The 22,408-nt window shown below is 59.9% G+C and carries 20 protein-coding genes and 3 pseudogenes; 15 read left to right on the top strand and 8 right to left on the bottom strand.

Annotated elements, in window-relative coordinates:
* Positions 1-7: 7 nt before the first annotated feature.
* A complete protein-coding gene (locus MRBLMA1_RS07060; RefSeq protein ID WP_363735813.1) occupies positions 8-1,318 on the bottom strand; it encodes an HlyD family secretion protein in 1,311 nt (436 codons plus the stop codon).
* A 61-nt stretch (positions 1,319-1,379) separates the two neighbouring features.
* On the opposite strand from MRBLMA1_RS07060, the pseudogene tnpA reads away from it, so the two are divergent.
* From tnpA to MRBLMA1_RS07045, 3 genes and pseudogenes are all read left to right on the top strand, one after another.
* A pseudogene (gene tnpA, locus MRBLMA1_RS07055) lies at positions 1,380-1,822 on the top strand (IS200/IS605 family transposase).
* Positions 1,823-2,032: 210 nt separating this feature from the next.
* A complete protein-coding gene (locus tag MRBLMA1_RS07050; RefSeq protein WP_363735811.1) occupies positions 2,033-5,647 on the top strand; it encodes a beta strand repeat-containing protein in 3,615 nt (1,204 codons plus the stop codon).
* Between the two features lie 523 nt (positions 5,648-6,170).
* Positions 6,171-6,440: pseudogene (locus MRBLMA1_RS07045) on the top strand (tyrosine-type recombinase/integrase); the annotation flags it as partial.
* A gap of 183 nt (positions 6,441-6,623) precedes the next feature.
* Here the strand turns inward: MRBLMA1_RS07045 and MRBLMA1_RS07040 are convergent.
* Genes MRBLMA1_RS07040 through MRBLMA1_RS07030 form a run of 3 tightly spaced genes read right to left on the bottom strand, consistent with a single transcriptional unit; the run spans position 6,624 to position 8,184 of the window.
* Entirely contained in the window at positions 6,624-6,875 is a 252-nt protein-coding gene (locus tag MRBLMA1_RS07040; protein ID WP_363735810.1) for a hypothetical protein, read from the bottom strand.
* Positions 6,872-7,597 (bottom strand): hypothetical protein, encoded by a 726-nt coding sequence (locus MRBLMA1_RS07035; RefSeq protein WP_133654631.1) that lies wholly within the window; start codon positions 7,595-7,597, stop codon positions 6,872-6,874. Before MRBLMA1_RS07035 ends, MRBLMA1_RS07040 begins: the two co-directional genes overlap by 4 nt.
* The gene (locus MRBLMA1_RS07030; protein ID WP_363735809.1) at positions 7,594-8,184 is read right to left on the bottom strand and encodes an RNA polymerase sigma factor; all 591 of its coding nucleotides are present in this window, start codon (positions 8,182-8,184) and stop codon (positions 7,594-7,596) included. Before MRBLMA1_RS07030 ends, MRBLMA1_RS07035 begins: the two co-directional genes overlap by 4 nt.
* Here MRBLMA1_RS07030 and MRBLMA1_RS07025 point away from each other — a divergent pair.
* From MRBLMA1_RS07025 to MRBLMA1_RS07015, 3 genes are all read left to right on the top strand, one after another.
* Positions 8,171-9,451 (top strand): S8 family serine peptidase, encoded by a 1,281-nt coding sequence (locus MRBLMA1_RS07025; protein ID WP_363735808.1) that lies wholly within the window; start codon positions 8,171-8,173, stop codon positions 9,449-9,451. The genes MRBLMA1_RS07030 and MRBLMA1_RS07025 overlap by 14 nt on opposite strands.
* A 124-nt stretch (positions 9,452-9,575) precedes the next feature.
* The gene (locus MRBLMA1_RS07020) at positions 9,576-10,184 is read left to right on the top strand and encodes a hypothetical protein (protein WP_363735807.1); all 609 of its coding nucleotides are present in this window, start codon (positions 9,576-9,578) and stop codon (positions 10,182-10,184) included.
* Positions 10,185-10,255: 71 nt separating this feature from the next.
* Positions 10,256-11,029 carry a transporter gene (locus tag MRBLMA1_RS07015; RefSeq protein WP_363735806.1) on the top strand — a complete coding sequence of 258 codons (774 nt, stop codon included), beginning with the start codon at positions 10,256-10,258 and terminating at the stop codon, positions 11,027-11,029.
* A 56-nt stretch (positions 11,030-11,085) separates the two neighbouring features.
* Here MRBLMA1_RS07015 and MRBLMA1_RS07010 read toward each other — a convergent pair whose 3' ends face one another.
* Positions 11,086-12,210: a S8 family serine peptidase gene (locus tag MRBLMA1_RS07010; protein ID WP_363735805.1), complete on the bottom strand. Its 1,125-nt coding sequence runs from the start codon at positions 12,208-12,210 to the stop codon at positions 11,086-11,088.
* Positions 12,211-12,788: 578 nt separating this feature from the next.
* On the opposite strand from MRBLMA1_RS07010, the gene MRBLMA1_RS07005 reads away from it, so the two are divergent.
* Positions 12,789-13,046, top strand: coding sequence for a ribbon-helix-helix domain-containing protein (locus tag MRBLMA1_RS07005; RefSeq protein ID WP_133654637.1), 258 nt, complete (start codon positions 12,789-12,791; stop codon positions 13,044-13,046).
* A gap of 5 nt (positions 13,047-13,051) precedes the next feature.
* Complete coding sequence (locus MRBLMA1_RS07000; RefSeq protein WP_363735803.1) at positions 13,052-13,366, top strand: type II toxin-antitoxin system RelE/ParE family toxin; 315 nt, start codon at positions 13,052-13,054, stop codon at positions 13,364-13,366.
* Between the two features lie 51 nt (positions 13,367-13,417).
* On the opposite strand, the pseudogene MRBLMA1_RS06995 reads toward MRBLMA1_RS07000, so the two are convergent.
* A pseudogene (locus MRBLMA1_RS06995) lies at positions 13,418-13,711 on the bottom strand (integrase core domain-containing protein); the annotation flags it as partial.
* Positions 13,712-13,983: 272 nt separating this feature from the next.
* Between MRBLMA1_RS06995 and MRBLMA1_RS06990 the strand changes: the two are divergent.
* From MRBLMA1_RS06990 to MRBLMA1_RS06970, 6 genes are all read left to right on the top strand, one after another.
* Positions 13,984-14,940, top strand: a complete 957-nt coding sequence (locus MRBLMA1_RS06990; protein ID WP_133654650.1) for an acetaldehyde dehydrogenase (acetylating) — start codon at positions 13,984-13,986, stop codon at positions 14,938-14,940.
* On the top strand, positions 14,937-15,992 hold the full coding sequence (gene dmpG, locus MRBLMA1_RS06985) for a 4-hydroxy-2-oxovalerate aldolase (protein WP_363735802.1): 1,056 nt from the start codon (positions 14,937-14,939) through the stop codon (positions 15,990-15,992). Before MRBLMA1_RS06990 ends, dmpG begins: the two co-directional genes overlap by 4 nt.
* A 4-nt stretch (positions 15,993-15,996) precedes the next feature.
* Entirely contained in the window at positions 15,997-16,137 is a 141-nt protein-coding gene (locus MRBLMA1_RS22320; RefSeq protein WP_414714757.1) for a 2-dehydropantoate 2-reductase N-terminal domain-containing protein, read from the top strand.
* A gap of 52 nt (positions 16,138-16,189) precedes the next feature.
* Positions 16,190-16,498, top strand: a complete 309-nt coding sequence (locus MRBLMA1_RS22315; protein WP_414714758.1) for a ketopantoate reductase family protein — start codon at positions 16,190-16,192, stop codon at positions 16,496-16,498.
* Entirely contained in the window at positions 16,380-16,736 is a 357-nt protein-coding gene (locus MRBLMA1_RS06975) for a ketopantoate reductase family protein (protein ID WP_363735801.1), read from the top strand. Before MRBLMA1_RS22315 ends, MRBLMA1_RS06975 begins: the two co-directional genes overlap by 119 nt.
* Positions 16,737-16,973: 237 nt before the next feature.
* The gene (locus MRBLMA1_RS06970) at positions 16,974-17,510 is read left to right on the top strand and encodes a winged helix DNA-binding protein (RefSeq protein ID WP_133654642.1); all 537 of its coding nucleotides are present in this window, start codon (positions 16,974-16,976) and stop codon (positions 17,508-17,510) included.
* A 240-nt stretch (positions 17,511-17,750) separates the two neighbouring features.
* Here MRBLMA1_RS06970 and MRBLMA1_RS06965 read toward each other — a convergent pair whose 3' ends face one another.
* Together MRBLMA1_RS06965 and MRBLMA1_RS06960 are read right to left on the bottom strand one after the other, a co-directional pair.
* Positions 17,751-18,596, bottom strand: coding sequence for an N-acyl homoserine lactonase family protein (locus tag MRBLMA1_RS06965; protein WP_363735800.1), 846 nt, complete (start codon positions 18,594-18,596; stop codon positions 17,751-17,753).
* 107 nt (positions 18,597-18,703) lie between these two features.
* The gene (locus MRBLMA1_RS06960) at positions 18,704-21,184 is read right to left on the bottom strand and encodes a TonB-dependent receptor (protein WP_363735799.1); all 2,481 of its coding nucleotides are present in this window, start codon (positions 21,182-21,184) and stop codon (positions 18,704-18,706) included.
* Positions 21,185-22,197: 1,013 nt separating this feature from the next.
* On the opposite strand from MRBLMA1_RS06960, the gene MRBLMA1_RS06955 reads away from it, so the two are divergent.
* Positions 22,198-22,408 (top strand): hypothetical protein (locus MRBLMA1_RS06955; protein ID WP_363735798.1); only part of this gene is annotated, 211 nt, incomplete at its 3' end.

The raw sequence follows: 22,408 nt of genomic DNA, 5'->3' as shown, positions 1-22,408 counted from the left end.
GGCTGCGTTACAGCACCACCCGGCCCGCCGTGCCGACCGGGCACTGCTTCTGGCCCTGCGTGTCAAGCGTGATCCGTGCGCCGATCAGATATTCGCCTGGGGCGGGGTTGGGAACATGGCTGGTGACGCGGAGCTGGGAAGGATCGCTCACCCCCATATTGACGATGGTACCCGGCCAGCGATCGCCGCTCGAAAATGCGATGAATGTCACCGGCGCGCCGATGTTGAGCTTGCTGTAGGCGCTGCGGCCGACGGTGAAATAGGCGAAGAAGGACGCACAGTCGGCGAGCATGTAGATCGGATCGCCTTCACGCAGTGATTCCCCCGGAGCGGCGACCTTCGCCCAGACTCTGCCATCGATGCTTGCTTGCAACGGAAGTTGCAGCCGCCGCATGGCGCTGACCTTGCCGCCGCTCAATTTTTGCGCGGTGGCGAGCGCTGCGGTCAGGTTCTCCCTCTCGCCCTGGAGTTCGCTCAACGCCAGATTGAGATCGCTCAGGCGCTGGGTTGAATATTGGACGTTGCTATAGCCGTTGTTGAGGAACAGGCCTTGCCCTGCGGCGCGTGCTTCGATCAGATTGGTGCGCCGGCGGGCCATGGCCGCATTCTGGTCCGCCAGAGCGGCGCGCTGATCCTGCTCTGCCCGCTGAAGTCCGGCGGCGCTGATGAATCCTCGATCGGCTAGCGCACGGGTGCGGTCCAGTTGCTTTTGTGCGAAGGTCAGCCGTGCCTGCGCAGCGGAAAGTTCTGCGGAGCTTTCGTCTGCGACCGCATCCATCTGCACCAGCTTTTCAGAACGATAGATGCCCGATTCGCTGCGGATATGGTCGGCGTCAGCGCGCAGAGCGGCCATTCGGCCGTCGATGCTGGCCAGTTTCGCCTGGAGCTGATCCACATCTTCCGATCCGGCACGGACAGCCGCCGACAGGCCCACCGGAGCGGCAAAGCGTCCCAGCAGTTGGTCCCGCGCCACGCGATCACCGACATTCGCGTCGAGCCGATCAATCTCGCCGGAGATCGGCGCCCTGACGACGCCCATATCCGCCACTAATGTCGTGTTGTAACCGGCTGTGAAGATAAAGCTGCGTAACAGCACCGCGAAGGCCATGACCAACAGCAGGCCACCGACCAGCATTCGGCGCGGCAGGTGGAACCATGGCCGCTTGGACTGTTCGGGTAGTTGCAGTTCCTCTGCATCATCAGTGGAAAATTGGGTTTCTACGCTCATTTCGCCCTCGATCTCGCCGGTGGATCGTACGCCGATATGGTTAAGAAAGGTTGGATGACCCGACATCCGGCAGCGTTGGATGTCAGTCACGATGCACTACCCTTGTGACCTGCCCCCCCGGCTGGCTCCCTCGATTTGATGGGTACAGGCTATGGGCTACAGCAGCGGTTGCCACACGACATTTCATCATCGCTACCATCTGGTCGGGGCGCCGAAATATCGGTTCAAGGTGCTTCACGGCGAAGTGCGCCTGCGGGTGCGCGAGATCATCCGGCAGGTCTGCGCCGAGATGGGCGTGACCATCGTTCACGGGGTGCTCTCGTGCGACCACGTTCATATGTTCGTCGAAATTCACCGCACGTCTCGGTCAGTGACTTCGTACGCCGTGCCAAGGGGCGGTCATCGCGCAAAATCCAGTAGGAGTTCGAGCATATCCGCAAGCGCTATTCATCGCACCTGGATGAGGATCGAATAGTTCAATATAGATTATATATATCCTGCGATATAACTCTCTTTTTATTCCCACAATATCAAACTCATTGGCATTACATCAATAAGAAGTTTGATTTTCAGACCGATCTCGTTTATAATTAATTTCATATTCACTTCACAGATCTATTCATGTCCTTTCAATTGCGATGAGTGGGCAAATAAAATTGCGCGTTAATTGCGCAGATTGTTTATATTTTGACGCACTAATATTATAATAATCCTGTCAACTGCCGGAGCTCTTTGGTCGCGATGCTATGCATTGGTACGAGGTGGTCAGCGCACCGTTGATCATCCTAACTGAGGAGGATCATCATGGCTCTCGACATCGTGACCCAAAACATCATCATCGATGAGACAACGGGCTTTCAGGATGATGATGTTGACCCGTCCCTTCATAACAACGCTACGGTGAACTACCTTCTATCGCTCGACAGTTCGGGCGGCCTGAGTTCGCCCCAGGTCGCCTTCAAGGCCGACTTCGTGACGGCAACGGCGACTGGAGGCGACACTTTCTCCTCAGTATCTCTCACCCAGAGTCTCACTGGAACTCCATTTTCCACCACCGTGGGCGTGAACAGCGACATTCGAACGGTCGATGGCAACTATGTCTGGCTGTTCCAGGATCCGAACAATGCCAATGTCGTCATCGGCGTGATCGGGACGTCCGACCCGACCACCATGCCTCAACCAACCGGAGCGCTCGCCTTCTCGTTCGCGCTTATCAACACCACTACCACCACGCCGGATCTATATCTGGTGCAGTATGTGGCGTTGTTCCAACCGGATCCAACCGTCACCGACGAGCGCATCGACCTCACCAACAAGGTATTCGCCTCGCTCTCTGCGACCACCACGGTCAGCTTTTCGGGCGCGAATGCCGCGCCCGGCAATCATGACTTCTACGCCATCAACTCGCCCACGGACACGTCCAAGCAGCTTCTGGTGATCGGTCTCAACGGCGGTACCGCCAACGTCAGCACACAGGGCTTCGGCATCAACAACCAGAGCATCAATCCGAACGAAACACTCCAGGTCGATTTTGTGACCGGGGCAAACCTGACCGCAGGCACCGCCTCGCAGATCCAGTATGGCAGCCATGTCGAGGATGTCACGCGGGCCGGATTCACGATCAACCAGATCACGCCTTCCCAGCCGGATAAGCGGGTCGACATCAGCATCACCGCCTTGAACAACACGGGGAACGAGCAGGGCACGGACTTCTTCGACGGAACCGCGACCAATCCGGTAGACATCACCAGTATTAAACTGACGGGAACGTCGGGATTTGCGACCGTCATCACGGCAGATGGAACCTATGCGACGGGAAGCGGCAACGTCACCATCACCGGGCTTGGAGGGACCGGGAACGTTGTCACTATCACTGGGCTCGATAACGTCACCACGGTCGATATCACGACCGCCACCGGGATGGACCGGCTACAGGTCAAGGGTGTCGATGCCAATGAAGGCTGCGACATCACCGAATTCCATTTTTCGACGACGACCCCCAATGCCCGTACCGAGGAGGTTGGCTCCTTCATCAACTTCGACGATTCCGGTCCGGATCTCTCGATCACGGCCGCGCCGGTGGTTGGCGCCCTCGAGGTGATCGAGGCGAGCAACATTACCGGACAGAGCCAGGCAACGATCACGCCGCCCAGCTTCACCGCGAGCGCGGTTGACGGCGCCACGACGAATGTAGGTTACGCCTTGGCCCTGGTGGGCTCGACCGCGACGGGGTTGCAGACGACGGCGGGCAACAAGGCGATCACGCTTGTGGCCGACTCGGCCAGCCTGATCTCTGGCAAATATGACAGCGACAATAATGGCTCCCTCGACGCTACGGCATTCACCGTGACGCTGTCCGGCACGACGGTGACGCTAAGGTCGATGGTGGCGCTCGAGCACGACAACACGCAAGGTGGAAGCGAAGACAACACGCTCGACCTTAACGGCCTTATCAAGGTCGTGGCGACGGTTTCGGTCACGGACGGCGACAACGATCCTTTGTCGCAGCAAAGCTCCAGCCTGGCGTTGTCGATCACGTTCGACGATACCGATCCGACGCTGTTGATCACATCGCCGCCGACGGTTGGCACTGCTGCGGTTGGCGAGGCAAGTGGGGCCGGCGGCAAGAGCACGGTGCCCATCACGGCTCCGGGCGTCACGGCGAGCGCCGTCGATGGCTCCACAACGGATGTGAGCTACGCGTTGAGCCTGGGAGGCACTGCAACAGGTCTTACCACGACGGCCGGCAATCATCCGATCACGCTGGTAGCGGACTCGGCATTCCAAGTTTCGGGCAAGTATGACAGCGACAATAATGGCTCGCTCGACGCGACGGCCTTCACGGTCGCACTGTCCGGCTTGCAGGTGACGCTGACGTCGCTGGTTGCGCTCGAACACGACAACTCGCAGGGCGGCGGCGAGGACAACACGCTCGACCTCAATGGCCTGATCAATGTCGTGGCGACAGTGACGGTCACGGACGGAGACAATGACTCAGTATCGCAGCAAAGCACGACGGCGTCGCCGCTGTCGCTGACCTTCAATGACACCGATCCGACGGCGGTCCCATTTGACGCCGATCCTGGCGGTACGGGCGATCATTCGCTGGAACATTTGGGCAATGTGATAGGGCAATCAGCCAGCGGCAAGATTGGCTATAACATGACAGACCAGATCGCCGCCGCTGACTATAATCTGGTGACGCCTGTCAGCGACTTCGTCGATGCCGATCCTGTCACTGCCGGCGTGCAGATCAGCCTGACGGGTTCGATTTCTAATCCGCAGACCCCGGCTATCACCCAGGCGGTCGCCACCCTCGTCTCCGAAGATATCAACTCCGCGACTTTCAACTTCTCGTTCCATTACGACAAGGACCCGATCACTGCTGGCGTGCAGGATTCCACGGCGGCCGGCACTCTTTATCTCGACAAGGTCAATGACACCTACACGCTCACTCTGACCGACGTGATCGACGGGTTCAGCTTTGATGTGCTCCACACCAGCGAATTGCTCGCCAAGGCTCCCACCGGGAACACGGGACATCCGTTGATCGTCGCCGAGCAACTGACCCCGAACGGCGATCCCGATCCGTTCTTCGTTCAGTTCACCGGAAATTCGATCACCCAGCAGATCGGCTTCGGGTTCAACTCGTCCGGCGACGGAGCGGCCGTTGCAGGCGACATCACGTTTAACGGTTCCGCCCACGACATGGTTACCAACACCAACGAGGACTGGGTCAGTGCGACCCGAGACACCAATGGCGTCGCGGGCGATACGATACAAAAGGGTGAACTGCTGACGCTGCGGTTCTTCGATCAGAACATCCTCGGCGATGTTAATCCAAAAGCTGCCGGCGGCGGCACTGAGCGGACTGACCCGACAACGGAAGCTAGTGGCGTCGTCATCAAGTTCGACGGTATCGGCATGTCCGAGGATCTGGTCGTCATACTCGATCTGAAGGACGCGAACGGCGATGAAATAACGAGAGCCATCAACGTCCAGAACTCGGACCTGATCAAGGGCAACGCAAATATTCCCGCGCCCTACAACATCGAGTTCACGCTGGATAACAACGATGCCCTGCTCGTCATCGAACAGAATGACTACGCGGCCGCTGGTGAAACTTACCAGATCCAGGGCATCCAGATCATGCAAAGCGCCAATGGCTTGTCGGGTGACGCCATCGACCTGACCGGGGCTACAGGAGCCGGGAACGGCAGCAGCACCACGACCGGTCTGACGGCTTGGGATCCGCTGGACAATGATGTTCTGAAGATTGTCGATATCGGCTTTGTTCAGCAGACGAGTGGCACATTGAATGCCGACCTCGATTTTGCCTTCGACATAGCGGACGGCGACCTGGATCTGCTCGGCGTCCAGCACATCAATGTGCGAATTAGTGATGAGTTCATCGTTTAAGCAACAATCGTCTTACGGGAGGGGTGGCGCGCCACCCCTCACCTTTTTAGGGCAGACCGTTGCGGTCATCTGCGGCCAACTGCTTTGCCGAAGAGGTGATGGCGGCATTCCGATTAATCTGCCTCTAAGCTGCCATTCTGGAATCGGCCAAGGGGCGGGCGGTCGGGACGAAAACCTGACGGTTCGCAGTTGGGCGCCAGAAATTGGCCGCTGAACGTCTGCAAAGGGTCGGAAGTGAACCTGCTCCAGCCTTGGGCGGCAAAGGCATATCGAGCCGATAAATGGCGTCGCCGCCCAGTTCATCAGGATTTTGCTACGAAAGCTTGTCCTGGAATTGAGCGGCGGCGTTGCTACATCCGATCCATTTCACCGATCACTCAGATCGACTCATGTTCGGTTGCTGACAGCAGCATACACCTCAATAGTGCGCCACCCAAGCAATTTGCGTGACTTTCGACACCTGACAGAGCAGCAAAATTTGCGCATTGGCCTCCCACCTTGGCGAAGCGCACCGGGCAGGCGGATTGTGCCGAGCCGCACCGATCATTCGGCCCACATGAGCACCCGCCAATATGCCCGCCTGGTATATGAATGGATCACAGGGATCGGCCTGCCCAGCGAAGATTATGGCACGCACTCCCTGAAGAGGACAAAGGCGTCGATCATCTACAAGGCGACCGGAAACCTCTGTGCGATCCAGATTCTGCTGGGGCATACGAAGATCGAAAGCACGGTCAGATATCTTGGGGTGGATGTGGAGGACGCCTTCACTCTGGCGGAGGGCACAGAAATTCGATCTTGGCTGGCTCCTCGCATCTGCGAGGAGCGGGTACCGAATTCGCGTCTGCCGCGCGCCAAATCATGACGTTCGATTGATTCTGTCATCCGTTTGGAAGCGGACATTCTCCGGCAACTCGTTATTCTATGTATCTGAGCAGGCCTCATTGGGGTTTCAGAACGCCGCGTGGAGCAGGCCTTACCGCCCGCCCAATTTCTTTTGAACCGAGGGGCAATGACGGGATAGTCCAACTTCGCGGTTGAACCATTGCTCGGCAATTTCACGATCCTCGAATGGTGCTGTTTCAGAAATGCGCAGTGATCGGATCAAGTAGGAGGGTGATCCATCGGTCGGTTCCAATCGCCACATTTGAACGCCCTCTTCCTGAAGCAGAAGACTCTTGCGGTCAGATCCCTCCAATCTCCTGCTGTTTTCCGCCTTGCGCATCATTGCGATCGCCAGGCCTGACGGCGGAGATCTTCGACCTCCCGCTGAGTCAACGGTTCGCCGACGATCCGGGCATCCACCTCGTTCATGACAGATGCCGGAAAATCACTTCCGGCCAGACGGAAGTCTGGCGAGGCGGGGACTAAGGAGGAAGGATTGGCCAGCATGGGGATGGTCCACCCATTGCCGTCCCGGCAGCCAATGCCTGCATAGCCGCCGTCGATGCGGAAAGTGCGGCAGACGCCCTTTGCACTGCGAAAACTGAGTCCGATATGGATCGGGCTGCCCACGCCATCGGCCCATTCGGTGAGCGCTTTATCGAGGCGACTGGTCGCCACTAACTGCCCGTGCTGTTGGACTACCAAGCCCTGTTCCCACCAGTCCATCCGGCCGATGATCAGCCCGCCCACCAGCGAAGCAGCGATGGCGCCGCACCAGAGCGATACGGAAATGCGGCGCCTTTGCCTGGCTTCTCGCTTCGGAGCGAGCTGGGTGACGACGCCCTGATCCCACAGGCCCAGCTTCTCCAGTTCCGCTGCATCGAAACGCTTTTCGGCCGGAACGGGATAGGCGATGTGCAATTGGGTGAGGACGTCGCGATGATCGTCCGCCGCCTGCGCTAGTCCGGGGTCGCCCGCCATTCTCGTTTCGAAGGCCAACCGGGCTGCACCGGTCATTTCGCCGTCGAGATAGGCCACGATCTCTTCATGGATGCGGTCGGTCATGGCCTGCCCTCCATGATCTGGCGGGACAGCGCAGCGCGCCCGCGGGCAAGGCGGCTGGTCAAGGTTCCTTCGGGTATTTCAAGGATCTCCGCAGCCTCCGAGTAGGAAAGCTCATTGAGCACGACCAGCTTGATCGCCAGCCTCTGCTCCTCCGGCAAAGCTTCGACCTGCTCGCGGAGCCAGCGGTTTTCAGTGCTCCGTTCGAGATCGCTGGCGGTTGCGCCTTCGTCGGACAGCAAGTCACCCTCGGGCATCGGCTCGACAAGCCGGGCCCAGCGGTTGCGCATGCGGACCTCATCCAGCCAGATATTCTTCATGATCCGTGCCGCCCATAAATCGAGTCTGCTGCCCGGTTCCCAACCGTCTTCCCGTTCCAGCACGCGCGCGATGGTCTTCTGGAACAGGTCGTCGCCGTCCTGACGGTTGCGCACGATCACGCCCGCCAAGCGATGCAGGCGCGGCAGCACCGCAATCAGTTGGCGTCGAAGATCGGACAAACTAGACTTCCCTATGGATGAAACGTCCGGGACGAGACGTTTAATCCCGAGAGGGCGTATGAAAGCAAAAAAAATCTTGTCTATCGTCATGGCGGGCGTGCTGATCGCTGGCGGTATGGGGTTTCCGGCCATGGTGGCGCTGGCCCAGATGCGGGGCGGCCCGCCGCGCGACATGCCGATGCCCAGCCTGCCGCGGGCGGCGATCGAGCATGGCCGGGCCAGCGAGGTCGGGCGGCCGATCGATCCCTGGGAACGCGGTCTCGAACGGGCAGAGGCCGCCCAGGCCGAGCGCCTTTCGCGCAACCAGCGGGACAAGGCGGAGACGACCGCGAAGCAATATCCTGAGGATTATGAGCTGGATCGCAATGGCGCGCTCGCCATTCGGGGCGAGGTGTTGGCGAGTGATCTGCCGGATCGGGCGTTGGCGGCGGCGCAGCGGGCCGGTTTCTCTGTCGTGCGGCGGGAGCAGGTCGAGGATCTGGGGCTGACCATGACCGTGCTGACGCATCCGGGCTGGTCTGTCACGCGCATGGTGGACGCGCTGCGCCGGATTGCGCCAGATGTCGCGATTGAGGCCGATCATCTCTTCTTTCCATCCGGGGCAGTGGGGTCGGGTAGCGTCCCCGGCATGCCGGTGCGTGGCCAGCATGGGGATTGGCGCGTAGGCATGATTGATACCGGAGCCGAGCCAGTGGCGCGTCAGGCGCGTCTGGTGCAGCAGGGTTTCGCAGCCGGAGGCGTGGTGCCCAACGATCATGGCACGGCGGTCGCGGCTATTCTGGCGCGAACCCCGGCCTCTGGAGCCGTCTATGTCGCGGATATTTTCGGCAATGGTCGCCGGGGTGGGACGGCGGAGTTGATGGTGAGGGCGCTGGGCTGGATGGCGCGGCAAAATGTACCGGTCGTCAATATCGGCATGGTCGGACCCTATAATGGGGTCGTGGCCTCCGCGGTTTCCATCCTCGTCCGGCGCGGTTTCCTGATCGTGGCGCCGGTCGGCAATGATGGGTCGTCGGCCAGACCGCTCTATCCCGCGTCGCTGGAGGGCGTGATCGCGGTTACGGGCGTCGACGCACGAGGCGTCCTGCTGCCGGAGGCGAGCCGTGTGCGGAAGGTGGATTTCGCCAGCCCCGCCATCCTCTCGATCCGGGGCATTGCGGGCAATATGGTGCAGATGCGGGGAACCTCCTTTGCCTCGCCAGTGGTCGCTCGCCAACTGGCGGAATTGCTGCCTGCGCCGGCTCCACGGGCCGCACGAGCGGCGGTCGAAACCTTGGCGCGGTCGGCGTGGCAGCCGAAAAGGGGCCGGTCGTTGCCGGGGCATGGCGTCATCGGAATGCCCCAGCCCTCCCATTGAGACTTTCCCGTTGAGAGACGTGCGATTTTTCCGATGAATGGCAGGACGCTGGGAAGAACCGGCCTTGGTCAGACGTTCTTATCCTGTGGGGGCGCTTTGTGCGCTCAACCTCGAGGAGAATGTGATGTTGGAAAGCAGATATTGGTCCCTGGCGTGCGTGGCCGCCATCGCCTTGGCGGGCACGGCCATCGCTCAGACGACGGACAGTTCGACACAGCATGGCCAGGGCCTTGGCACCGATGTATCGGCCATGGCAAAGGCTCAGAAGGATGCCCAGACTAAGGGCATAGGCGCGGACGTGTCAGCCATGGCCCATGCGCGGAACGATGCGCGCAAACAGGATCATGGCGACGATAGCGATGATGCGGATGACGCGACAGCCACCATCAGCACTGCTGATACCCAGGCAACTGCGGATGTGACGGGCCGTGATCACGCCTCCGACAAGTCGGCGGCTGCCGATGCTGCCGCCGTGGCCGCGGCGAAGGGCGACAATGCCTCCATCAAGGACGGTACCGGGGCGGTTGCGACATTGCGTGACAGCCGGTCCAGCGCCAGCGATGCGCGCGGTTCGGTCAGCGATGCCCGTCAGACCGCAGCGGCGGCCCGGGCGGCGGCGGCCGATGTGCGGAGCAGCGCTCAGGACGCCCGCGACAATGCGGCGGCGGTCCGCGAAAACGCCACGGCCATCAAGGATGCCGTGCGCGCGGCGCGGCCCGGCCGGGGCGGCTGAATAAAGCAAATTCAAGGTTTGGCGGGCGGGTTCGATGGACCCGCCCGCTTTTGCGCAAAAGGGGAGAAGAAATGAAGGGGATCATGACGCTGGCTCTGGCCGGCATGGTGTGCATCACGGCGGCGGCGCCAGCCATGGCCCAGGATGACAGCAGTCTGACGGCGATGACCGGGGTCGATTATTCCAGCGGCGATTACGGCACCGGGGTCGACACCAATATTCTCGTCGTGCCGATGAGCCTGCGTTACAAGACCGGCAATCTGCGCCTGACCGCGACTTTGCCCTGGCTGCGGATCGACGGGTCTTCGGCCATTGTCGGTGGCGGTTCCGGCGGGATCGTCATCGATCCCAATGCGCCGCGCACCACTCGAAGCGGGCTGGGCGATGTGACCGTCGGCGCGGCCTATATGATCCCGGAAGACCGCATGGGCTTTGGCCTCGATCTGTCGGCCCGCGTGAAGCTGCCCACCGCGTCCAAATCCAAGGCGCTGGGCACCGGCAAGGTGGACGTCACGGTTTCAGCCGAGCTTTCCAAGACATTCGGCATACTGACGCCCTTTGCCAATGTCGGATATCGGATGCCGGGCGATCCATCCGGGTTCAACCTGCACAACGCCTGGACCGCATCGGGCGGCGTGAGCGCGGCGCTGGGCAAATCGGTCCTGATCGCATCCTATGACTATCGGGAGACGACCAGCGATTTTGCGCGTGACAGCCATGAACTGTTCGGCGCGTTCAGCACCCCTTTTGCGCAGAAGCTCAATCTGACCCTCTACGGCACGGCGGGGTTGAGCAAGGGCGCGCCGGACTATGGCGTGGGGTCGATGGTCAGCATCAAATTCTGACGCAAGAAGGATAGGAACCGCAGAGAGGCGTTAGCCGCTCTGCGGTTCTGCACGGCTTAGTGAATGCCTATGATATCGGCCGTTCCGTCGGGATCATTCTGCACCGGGCCGCCATTGTTGGCGTTGCCCAGCAGAAGCAGTCCCGCCAGATGCGGCGCTGCCATCGATGTTCCCGACAAGGTCACATAAGAGCCGCCCTTGGTCGTCGAATAGATCGATACGCCGGGCTCCGAGAAATCGATCGGCGGATTGCCGAAATTGGAAAAGGACGCGAAATTCCTGCTGCTGTCGAAGGCGGACACGGTGTAAACTCCAGGCCCATTGGCGCGCGCCGGGCTGTAATTATTGGCATTGTCGCTCGAATTGCCCGCAGCGATCGTGAACTTGACCCCATGGGCGGCCGCGGCGTTGATGACTGCTGCATCAAGGGCGTCAGAAGCGCCAGCGCCCAGGCTGAGATTGGCGACGTCACCAGCACGGCCATATTGGGCGACATAGTCGATGCCAGCGATGACATCGGAAACCGAACCGCGTCCGGTGCGATCCAGCACTCGCACGGAAACGACCGCAGTGCACGGCGCCACGCCGACCACGCCGATGCTGTTATTGCAGGCCGCGATGATACCCGCGACATGCGTGCCATGCCCATTGCCATCATTGGGCGAGGAGTCTCGCGTGAAGCTGATATTGCCGGTTTTATTGACGTTGAGATCGGGGTGGGTGAGGTCGATCCCGGAGTCGATGACCCACGCCAGTGCAGGAGACGTCGTGATACCGCCGCCAACCAGTTTCACCCCCCAGGGGATGGTTTGAGCGGGCTGTACGCTGCCGCCACCGCTGCCGGGCTTTGCCGTCGCGACTTGCGATGCGCTGGCGACCTGGTCCTGCTCGCAAAAGGCGATGCCGCTGTTGACCTTGTCTATTCGGGCGACTGCCTGAGCCGACATATGGGCGGCAAAGCCCCGGATCGAATGACGATATGTCCGCAGTAGATTGCCGCCTTGTGCCCCGACGACGCGGTTGGCCTGAGCCTGGACATTCGGTTGCGTGATGGAAGGCTTGAACACGCAGATATATTGATCGGCAATCACCTGCTTGGCCGTTTTGGGCGCCGCCTGTGCGTGACCGGCAATCGCCAGAAGCGATGCAACGCCCAATATCCCAACGGGCATCTTTTGCATGAGCCTATCCTTCCCCCAAAAGTCGCAGCCAAGCTGCAAAACAAGATTTAACATAGCGACAGCGTTTCGGGCTTAAGCGAAATTTACCAATGCATTCCCAATGCTAAGCGCCCCACCTCCGGAGTGGAGATGGGGCAGGGTTTGTAACCCTTTCAAGGGTTGGCAAGAGCAAAAGCGGCAATACCCCGGATCGTATGGGAATGCGATATGCCGAACGGCCTATGGGGTTGGTTTCAAAGCCGTAACTCAGTTCCTTGCATCAGAATAATTTGCTGATCCCCAGCGAGACAGCGGGGCTGGTTTTCCCATTGGCCTACACTGTCACGCCAGTGCCCAGTTGCAGGTCAAGCTTGTTGGAAATGGGCTCGTCGAGGACGCGCTGGCCCTTCGCTGCGGCGAAGCGCCAGACCGCCATCATGAACGAACGGCAGGAATCTGGAACGCCAATTTCGTCCATGCGCGGCAAAGATGGGTCGATTTCAACGTGACTGCTCGATGCTGTTGTTTGCCGCATATTCCCCGGTGACCCTTGCGTTTGTCCTCGATATTCCATATTTTGTGGACAGAAAGGTGGCCTGATGTCCAAGCCTATGACTTTGAATGTGCGCGTCAGCGGTGCTCTCAGTGACTTTGTCTCCGCTAATATCGGAGACGCTGGTGCCTACGAAAATGTGAGTGAATATGTCCGAGACTTGATTCGGCGCGATAAGGAACGGGTCGAGAGTGAGCGCTTGGCGCTCCTCCAGGCTGAGTTGGTCAGCGCATTTGCCGCGCCGGAGGGCGACTATCAGTCTCTTGATGCTGACGCGGTCATAGCCCGCAACGCTCATAACTGAGTCTCATGATCGGATATCGCGTCCAGCAGGCCGCCAGTCGGCGGATTGACGACATCTACATCCACACGCGTGAAACATGGGGGGAGGATCAGGCCGACCAATATATCCGGGGCCTTTTTGCACGGTTGGACGATATTGCTGCGCGGCGCCTTGCCTGGCGGGATGTGCCACGGGAACTGGGCATTCAAGGGTTCTATTGCCGGTATGAGCGCCATTATATCTACTGGCGTGTTTTGTCAGATGGTGCCGTTGGTATCGTGACGATTTTGCATGAACGCATGCATCAGATCGATCGTTTTCGACAGGATTCTCCACACTGAGAGTGACCCTGTCCCGGTTTTGCCACCGGCCAGAACGAGAGATCCGGCGCTTCATCGGCCGGGGTTAACCCCGGCCGATGAAGCAAATTCGGCAGGCGTCATGAACCCCAGGGATGTGTGAGGTCAGGTCTCGTTGAAGTCCGTCCGCCACGCCTCGATCTTGCTCCTGGCGTCGTCCAAAGACAAGAACCAGTGCGTGTTCAGGCATTCATCGCGCAGCCGGCCATTGAAGCTTTCCACGAAGGCATTGTCGGTAGGCTTTCCCGGCCTGCTGAAGTCCAGCGTGACACGGTTGATGTAGGCCCAGTGGTCGAGCGCCCGCGACATAAATTCCGGGCCGTTGTCTGAAGACCAGCGTTGAGCCAACTTATGATCGCTATGATCTCGAAGAGGAGAAGCGACGGTGCCAACGGCGTGGCGCTCCCGATTTGCACGATCTGCGTGTTCAGGAAGCCATGGCTTGCCTAAGCCGATCTCGGCTCTTTTCAGCCCGAGGGGGCGATGCTTGGCAGTGCGGGCTTCGCATCTCATCAGATGAGAAATCGGTCGCTCCGGCCGCTGGTTTAACCGGAAGGTTTGGCCTAGTTTTATCGAGCCATCCTTGTTGGGAATTTGCAATGGATCTCCAGACTAGAAAGAAGACCAAGGTAGCCATCATCGGTTCGGGCAATATCGGCACCGACCTGATGATCAAGGTGCTGCGCTTGTCGAACGTGCTCGAAATGGGCGTAATGGTGGGCATCGACCCGGCATCGGATGGCCTGGCGCGTGCATCGCGGATGGGCGTCGCTACGACGCATGAAGGCATTGACGGCCTGCTGGCCATGCCCGAATTTGCTGACGTGGAGATCGTTTTCGATGCCACCAGCGCCGGCGCGCACAAGCGGAACAGCGAACTCGTACTGGCCGCGGGCAAGCGCATGATCGATCTGACGCCCGCGGCGATCGGCCCCTACACGATCCCGCCGGTCAACGGCGAAGCGAACCTTGACGCAGCGAACGTCAACATGGTGACCTGTGGTGGGCAGGCGACCATCCCTATGGTCGCGGCAGTCAATCGCGTTGCCAAGGTCCACTATGGCGAGATCGTTGCCTCGATCAGTTCGAAGAGCGCCGGCCCGGGCACGCGTGCGAACATCGATGAATTCACCGAGACGACCAGCCAGGCCATCGTAGAGGTCGGCGGGGCCACTCGTGGGAAGGCGATCATCATCCTGAACCCGGCCGAGCCGCCCCTGATCATGCGCGATACCGTCTATTGCCTGTGCGAGGACGCCGATCGCGAGGCAATCCGCCAGTCGATCGACGATATGGTGGCGCAAGTGCAAAGCTACGTGCCGGGCTATCGCCTGAAGCAGGCCGTGCAGTTCGAAAGCATCGGGGGCAACCGGCCCTTGCGCATTCCCGAGATGGCCAGCACGGGACAAACCGAGTTCACCGGCCTCAAGGTTTCGGTCTTCCTCGAAGTGGAAGGCGCGGCGCACTACCTGCCTGCCTATGCCGGCAATCTCGACATCATGACTTCGGCTGCCATGAAGACCGCCGAAAAGATCGCCGAAAGGATGGCGGCATGACCCTGAACTGCACTTTCAACGATCCCACGAGCCAGAAGCTCTACATCCAGGACGTTACGTTGCGCGATGGCATGCACGCCATTCGTCACCAATATGGCCTCGAGCACGTGCAGGCGATTGCCAGGGCGCTCGATCAGGCCAAGGTTGACGCAATCGAGGTGGCGCACGGCGACGGCCTGCAGGGATCCAGCTTCAACTACGGCTTCGGCGCCTATACCGACTGGGACTGGATCGGTGCGGTTGCCGAAGTGCTGGAGCATTCGGTGCTCACCACGCTGCTGCTGCCGGGCATCGGAACGGTGCATGACCTCAAGCACGCTGCGGAAATGGGCGTCAAGTCGGTCCGCATCGCCACGCACTGCACCGAAGCCGACGTTTCGAAGCAGCATATCGAGGCCGCACGCAATCTGGGCATGGATGTTTCGGGCTTCCTGATGATGAGCCACATGACCAGCCCCGAAGCGCTGGCGCAGCAGGCTTTGCTGATGGAAAGCTATGGCGCTCATTGCGTCTACGTCACCGACAGCGGCGGCGCGATGAGCATGGACGACTACGCCGCCCGGGTTCAGGCCTATGACCGCGTGCTCAAGCCGGAAACGCAGCGCGGCGTCCACGCGCACCACAATCTCTCGCTCGGCGTGGCGAACTCGATCGTGGCCGTGCAGAACGGTGCGGTCCGTGTTGACGCGAGCCTTGCCGGCATGGGCGCTGGTGCGGGCAACGCGCCGCTCGAGGTGTTCATTGCTGCTGCCGATCGTATGGGCTGGAACCATGGCTGCGACCTCTATGCGTTGATGGACGCCGCCGAGGATCTCGTCCGTCCGCTGCAGGACCGTCCGGTGCGCGTGGATCGCGAAACGCTTACACTCGGCTATGCCGGCGTTTATTCGAGCTTCCTGCGCCATGCCGAGAAGGCTGCGGGGGACTATGGCGTCGATACACGTTCGATCTTGGCTGAAGTCGGGCGGCGCAAGATGGTTGGCGGTCAGGAAGACATGATCGTCGACATTGCGCTCGACCTGGTCAAGCAGAAGGAAGCCCACCAAGGCTGACGACATGCGCATTGCGGTTGTCGGAGCGGGCGCGATAGGAAGTGCAGCCGCCGCCATCCTGGCGGCGGCTGGCCGCGATGTCGTGCTGATTGCGCGCGGGGCAAAGGTTGCGCGCGCTCCGCGCAGCCCCGCAGATCATATATAGCGGCGGCAAGGCAATCGAAGTGCCGCTCCGTGTCGCAGCAGCGGATGACGGCTTGCCGCAGGTCGACCTCTCGATTTGCTGCGTGAAGATGCCGGATCTGGAACAGGCGCTCCCGGCCGGCAGGGCCGGTGTCATTCTGACGCTCCAGAACGGCGTCGAAGCGCACGAAACGGCGGCGCGCCTGGTGCCCGATGCATACATAGCCGCAGGACGCGTACATGGTTTCTTCGAGATGGACGGTGATGCGGTCCGTCATGTGGGGGTGCCTCCTTCAATCCTGTTCGGATGCACCAACGGCGACCGGACTCTGGTCGAGCAGGTTGTCGGGGGCCGCTTTCGCAAACACGACCCTTCCGGTTGAGGCTGCTCCGGACATCCGCCGCAGTCTGTGGGAGAAATTCCTTCTGGCCGCATGTCTTGGCACAGTGGCCGCCGCGCTTGATCTGCCGGCGGGCTCTGTCCTCTCCCATATGGACGGTGAGAGCCTGCTGCAACGCGCATTGGCCGAAGTGGCGGCGGATGTCCGGAGCACGAGGCCCTGGGCGGTGCAGTCCTGCGGCTTGCTGCGCAGCATGGCATTCCGCACCCGACTTTCCTGATGCTCGACAAGATGATCCGGCAGCGGGCGCCTTGCTGAATCTTAATCCGTCACCGGACATATCCGGCTTGGCGTTGCGGGACGAAAATCCCTGACCGTCTTACGCAGGTCGGCAATCTTAGCCGCAAGCCCCGTTACATGCTGGACAAAGAGTCTGCTTAATGCTTTCGCCTGCTCAAGGTACGATTGCAAAAGCAGCCGGTCGTTTGCAGGCCGCCGAAGAAGCAGGAAAATCAGCATGGATTCCAAGTACTACAGCCATTGGCATCTTGCCTCGAACGAGCTGGAATACAAGGTAACCGAGTTCGAGTGGTCCATCATCCGCTGCTACGAAGCGTTCAGTCGCTGGCTCGCGACGGCCGGCGCCATCGTGGCCGACGGTGATCTGAAGGTTTCGGAATATCTGATCCTGCAGGTCATCCGCATGCTTGACCGCCCGCGCAACGGCATGACCATCGCGCGCATGCTCAACCGCGATGACGTTGCCAATGTCCAGTACAGCTTGCGTAAGCTGGAGAGCCATGGACTGATCCAGAAGATCAAGGAGCCGGGAAGCAAGATTCACGCATTCGATGTGACCGATAAGGGCAAGAAGGCCTGTGAGGAATTCTCGGTGATCCGCAGGGAATTGCTGATCGAAAGCGTAAAGGGTCTCGAGAACCTGAACGAGAAGCTCGGAAATGCCACGCATTTCCTCTCCTTCCTGACCGGGGTCTATGAAGAGGTTTCGCGCACGTCGGCAGCGCTTTCGCACACGGCCACAGAGATTTCCTGAGGGCGGGCGAGAAGGCAGGCTTTGGCCTGCAGACAGACTGGAGCGGGTTTCGATCTGATTGAATCAGATCGCCGCTCTGGTTTCCCTGTTTTCCGCGATTTCCTAATCAGCGATCGGTTCCGATCGTCTGGAAATCGCTCTACCTGCTTCAGGGCGATATGCGCCCTGAAGCAGGTAGCAGTTGGAATGGACCGCTATCACCGACTTCTGCTTGCCGTGATCGAGGCCACCCCAGGGAGTTCAGGTGTAGACTTTCGTGCCGCCAGTGATGTGAGGTTTGCGGCTCGGATCGTTGTCACGAAGATTGACTTCGGCGATCTGGTTGCCGTTCGGCGCGGCCCATGAACTGTGGCGCCGCCAGACTTCCGGATCGTGGCCGGGGATCATGCGATCGGTCTTCTGCTTGAGCAGTTCCTTGATCTCACGATAAACCTTGATCTGGTTGAACGCGTTGCCCTGATGGTAACCGGGAGGCCACATGTTCTCGATATTATGGTACCAGTAGACCGCATCTCCCGCCATGGCATAGGGTCCATTGCGAGTGTGGACCTCGAACCATTGCGAGCCGAAGGTATGGCTGTCCTTGGCCAGACGCGCGATCACGCCGGGCAGCACTTCCTCGTCACCGCGCACGAACTTGATCCGGCCGTCGGCGACACCCTGTGAAGCGCGGATGAGATCCTGTGGATCGAACGAGGAGAAGATCCAGGCCCGTTCCTCTTCGGTCTCGTGCTGGTGGGCGGCGCAGACGGCGTTTGACCAGCCCATATACTCGTCAAACTGGATATAGAGCTTGGCGTTGGGAAAGGCCTCGAAATTGCCCATATGATCAAAATGCATGTGGGTGACGAGGATCGTGTCGACGTCTTCCGGCGAGAAGCCGACCCGGCCGAGCACGTCTTTTGGCTCTTCCCAGCTGGAGAAGGCATAGCGCGTCAGCCAATAGTCATTGCGGAAGCCGCAGTCGACAAGCGCAACATGCTGCTTGCCGCCGACTTCACCGCCCACGAGCAGGGTGTAGATCATCGGGGCGTGCACATCGCCCTTGTTGCTGTAAGGACCCGAGCCGCCGAAAAAGTCCTGCATGATATCGACCTGGCAGTAGGCGAGGGACCAGATCGAATAGTCGGTATCCCTTTTGGGGAATGCGTTAAGTATCGGAGTTGACACCCTGTTTCTCCCGGCAGCTATTATCAGAAGTTATACCTGGCACCCAGTTGGAAGAGGCGCGGCGGCTTGTAGGAAACCTCGTTGCAACCGCAGAGCGAAGCCAGATCGAAGCCCTGCACGCCGGCGCGGACATCGGTGAGGTTGCGGACGCGCAGGTTGAGGGTCCAGACATCGTTGGTCCAGCCGAGCCCGGCATTGACCATCACGTACCGACCGAACTTGTCTGCATCGAAGTTCCTGAGATTGTAGTAGAAGCTGGAGCTGTATTGGGCGTCTGCGCCGATCGAGAGCTTCCCGCCAAAGGCGTCCCATTCGTAGCGGGCAATGGCGCTCGCCTGGAAAGCTGGAGCATAGACAGGCTTGACGTCACGCGTGATCGGCCCGCCCACGCGCAGCGGCACGTCCTTCACCTTGGCATCGAAATAGGAAACCGAGACCCCGAGATCGAGCCCGTCTGCCGGAGCGGTGAACAGGCTCGCTTCCGCACCGTAGTTCCTCGCGTCGGCGTTGACGACAACGCCAGATACACCGCTGAACAGGAAGGCCTGATAGTCGCTGTAATCATAGTAGAAAGCGCTGGCATTGAAGCGCGTCTTGCGATCCGGGGTCGTGTACTTGAAGCCACCTTCGTAGCTGAGCAGGACTTCCGGGCGGTATGGGATCGCACTTGCCGGAACACCCAGTCCCCCTGGTATCTGGGCGTTGTAGCTGCCGGCCTTCACGCCACGGTTGATGCCTGCGTAGACGAGCAGGTCAGGCGTCACCTGAAAATCGAGCTGGACCTTTCCGGCCCAAAGCGAGGAGCCCTTCTTGTCCACAAAGGGAGCCGGCCCGTTTGCGCCGAAGACCGGACCGATAACAAAAGGCGTGCCGACCTGGGCCTGCCGGGAATCCGTTGTTCCCCAGATGCCCTGAAGGAAGTTGTAGTCCTTCAGTTCGCGGATGAAGCGGCCGCCCGTGGTGAGTTTGAGGCGGTCTGTCAGATGCCAGTCGATCTGACCGAACACGGAATAGGAATTCGTGATCAGGTGGGCATCTGTCCCGAGATCGAATGGTGCGCCCGGCACGACGCTGCCGACGGGGAATTTCAGGCCGTTGATCGAGTGCGTGTCGATGTGGAGGTAGTAGAAACCCGTCGTCCAATCGAACATGTCGGTCTTGCCGGAAAGGCGGAATTCCTGGCTCAATGTCCATGCATCGACGCCTTGATAGTTGCCGGTCTGGTTGCCCGGACCCGCATCGACGTCGAGAAAGAGAAGCTTGTAGAACTTCTTGTAGTCCGTAACCGAAGTGAGCGTGATGTCGTTGCCCAGTTCGAACTCGCCGTTGAGATTTACGCCATAGGTGTGAGACTTGTTCAAACCCGAGAAGGCGAAATCCGAAGAAGTGCGGAAGTCAGCGCCATCGGGATCGATATAGCCGAAATAGTCACCCCCCGCGACCGGACGGCCGAAGCTGTCGCCGAAGACGCCGTCGTTATTGAGGTCCGAACCCGCGTCCTGACCATTGGCTCCGATGGATGCTCGCGTTTCATTGGGGGCTGCATTGATGACGTTGATCAACTCGCCAGCGGCATCGAACTGCGCGATAGTCGGCTTCTGTTGATAGGCTGCGGTTGCGAGGCGCGATCGGCCGGCGTTGATCGACAGCGTGATGGACGCACTGTCGCTCGGCTTGAACAAGGTGGTCAGACGGCCGGCGAGGGTGTCGTCGTCACCCATGTTCGCTCCTGCGCCTGCGCCCGGCGAGCCGCCGACCGCACCCAGCGGATAGAGATTGCGCAGCAGCGCTCCGCTCTTGTTCCAGAGAACCGCGACGCGGGTGGCGACCTTCTCGCCCATCGGCAGATTTAAGGCCGCCTCGCCGCGGAACGTGCCCGGATTCGCCGGTGAGTCGTAAATGCCGTAATTCAGATCGACGAAGCCGCTGGTTTTTCCGAGTTCAGGCTTAACGGTGATATAATGCACCAGGCCGCCGGTGGCGTTCCGCCCAAAGAGAGTGCCCTGCGGTCCTTTCAGCACCTCGACGCGATCGATGTCGAACAGAGCGAACGTCTGTCCCTGGCCGATCGCAATGTAGCCATCGTCAAGGTAGACCGCATTGGGTGCTTCCACGACGTCATTGAAGTCATTCTGGGTGACGCCGCGGATGGTGTACTGGCTGTTCTGCCCGGCAATGGCGCCGCCGAGGTGTACGCCCGGGGTGAGGGCTGCGATATCGCGAGAGTCGACGACGTTGAGGGCGCGAAGCTGGTCGCCGGAATAGGCGCTGATCGCGATGCCGACATTCTGGATATTTTCTGAACGGCGCTGTGCCGTGACGATGATTTCACCGCCCAAGGCCGATTGCCCCGTTGATCCGGACGTGTCCGCGCTTTGCACCTCGGCGGTAGCTGTCGTCGACTGTGCTTCCTGAGCATGTCCCGTTGTAGAGATCAGAGCAAAGGTTGCGGTGCTGATGCCAAGTAGAGCCTTCGTTCTTAAACGCATGTCCCATTCCCCCATCTGGCCGGCTCCAGCCGGACTCTCGTTATTCGAGATATCACGTCAAAATAGTAAGATCAATTGAAAATCAATCTAAGATGCAGGCAGTTTCGATCAAAGGTGGAAAAAGCCAGCGACCGCGCTGCCAGGCCGTGGCAAAGCTGCGATTGCAAATTGGGTGAACGGAGGATGTGGCCTGAAGGAACGGGCTGCCGGCGCGCGCCTTAAGGGCGGACCCATGCGGCGGCTTACCAGTCCAGGGCTAGAGCAGTAGCAGTTCGCTGAACCGATGTGGCCCGCCACGTTCGAACTGCGTACCGGCCCGTGGCGCCCGCAAGCCAAATCAAAAAGCCTGACCCGCGACCGATGGAAGCGTTAGCGAGGAAAGTCAGAGGATCCCTTGCGGAGTTGGGGACAGGAAGGCGCCACACAAGACCCTCGGCACGGCATGGCCATTCGTCATGCCGAAGGCACTGTCCACGGCGCATTTCTTTACTGCCTTTGGGCACGCCGGCCCGCCATTATCCGCCCAGATCATGCTGCTGCGATCCCACTCCAGTTCGCTTTCCGGCGTCCAAAGGTGGGACTGGCATAATTTAATATATGGGGTGCTTGACAGCACAAGAAAAATCGACAAGTTTTGCTCAAAGGCCAAAACTAACGAAATTAGTGCCTGTATGTTTCATTCGTGCGAAATTGCTCGCAGCGGCATCGAAGGTACCGGGCGAGGCGAGCCCATAAGGCGGTCATCCACACGCGGCGTGTGAGACGAACATCATCGGACGCTCTGCAAGGGGCGCGATTGCTTGAGGCGTATTCGGCTGGATCAAGATCAACCGGGCCACACCACCGATAAGATCACCTGGCCAACAGTCCCCGCGGAATGGTCCATCTCGCCACTGCCAGATACCGGCTCAAATTTAGCCAAGGTCTGGCAGCATCTTGGAATGATTTCTCTTGATCTTGATATGTAGACTCGATATCTCGAATATCGAGAGTCCGGAGGGAACCGGGCTGATAAAGGGGAATAAGGCATGCGTTTAAAAACGAAGATTCTGCTTGGTATCGGCGCCACGACTTTCGCCCTGGTTTCCACAACGGGATATGCTCAGGCGCAGGCCCCGCAGTCGAAAGCCTCTGAAGGCGGCATGGACAACGGCGAGATTGTCGTGACGGCGCAGCATCGTGAGCAGCGTCTCCAGGATGTCGGCATCTCGATCACCGCCCTGGGGAGTGAGCAGCTGG

The sequence above is a fragment of the Sphingobium sp. LMA1-1-1.1 genome (genome assembly GCF_040676365.1).
Classification (GTDB): domain Bacteria; phylum Pseudomonadota; class Alphaproteobacteria; order Sphingomonadales; family Sphingomonadaceae; genus Sphingobium.
The sequence above is the reverse complement of the archived record's forward strand: the minus strand, read 5'-3'. Positions and strand labels throughout refer to the sequence as shown.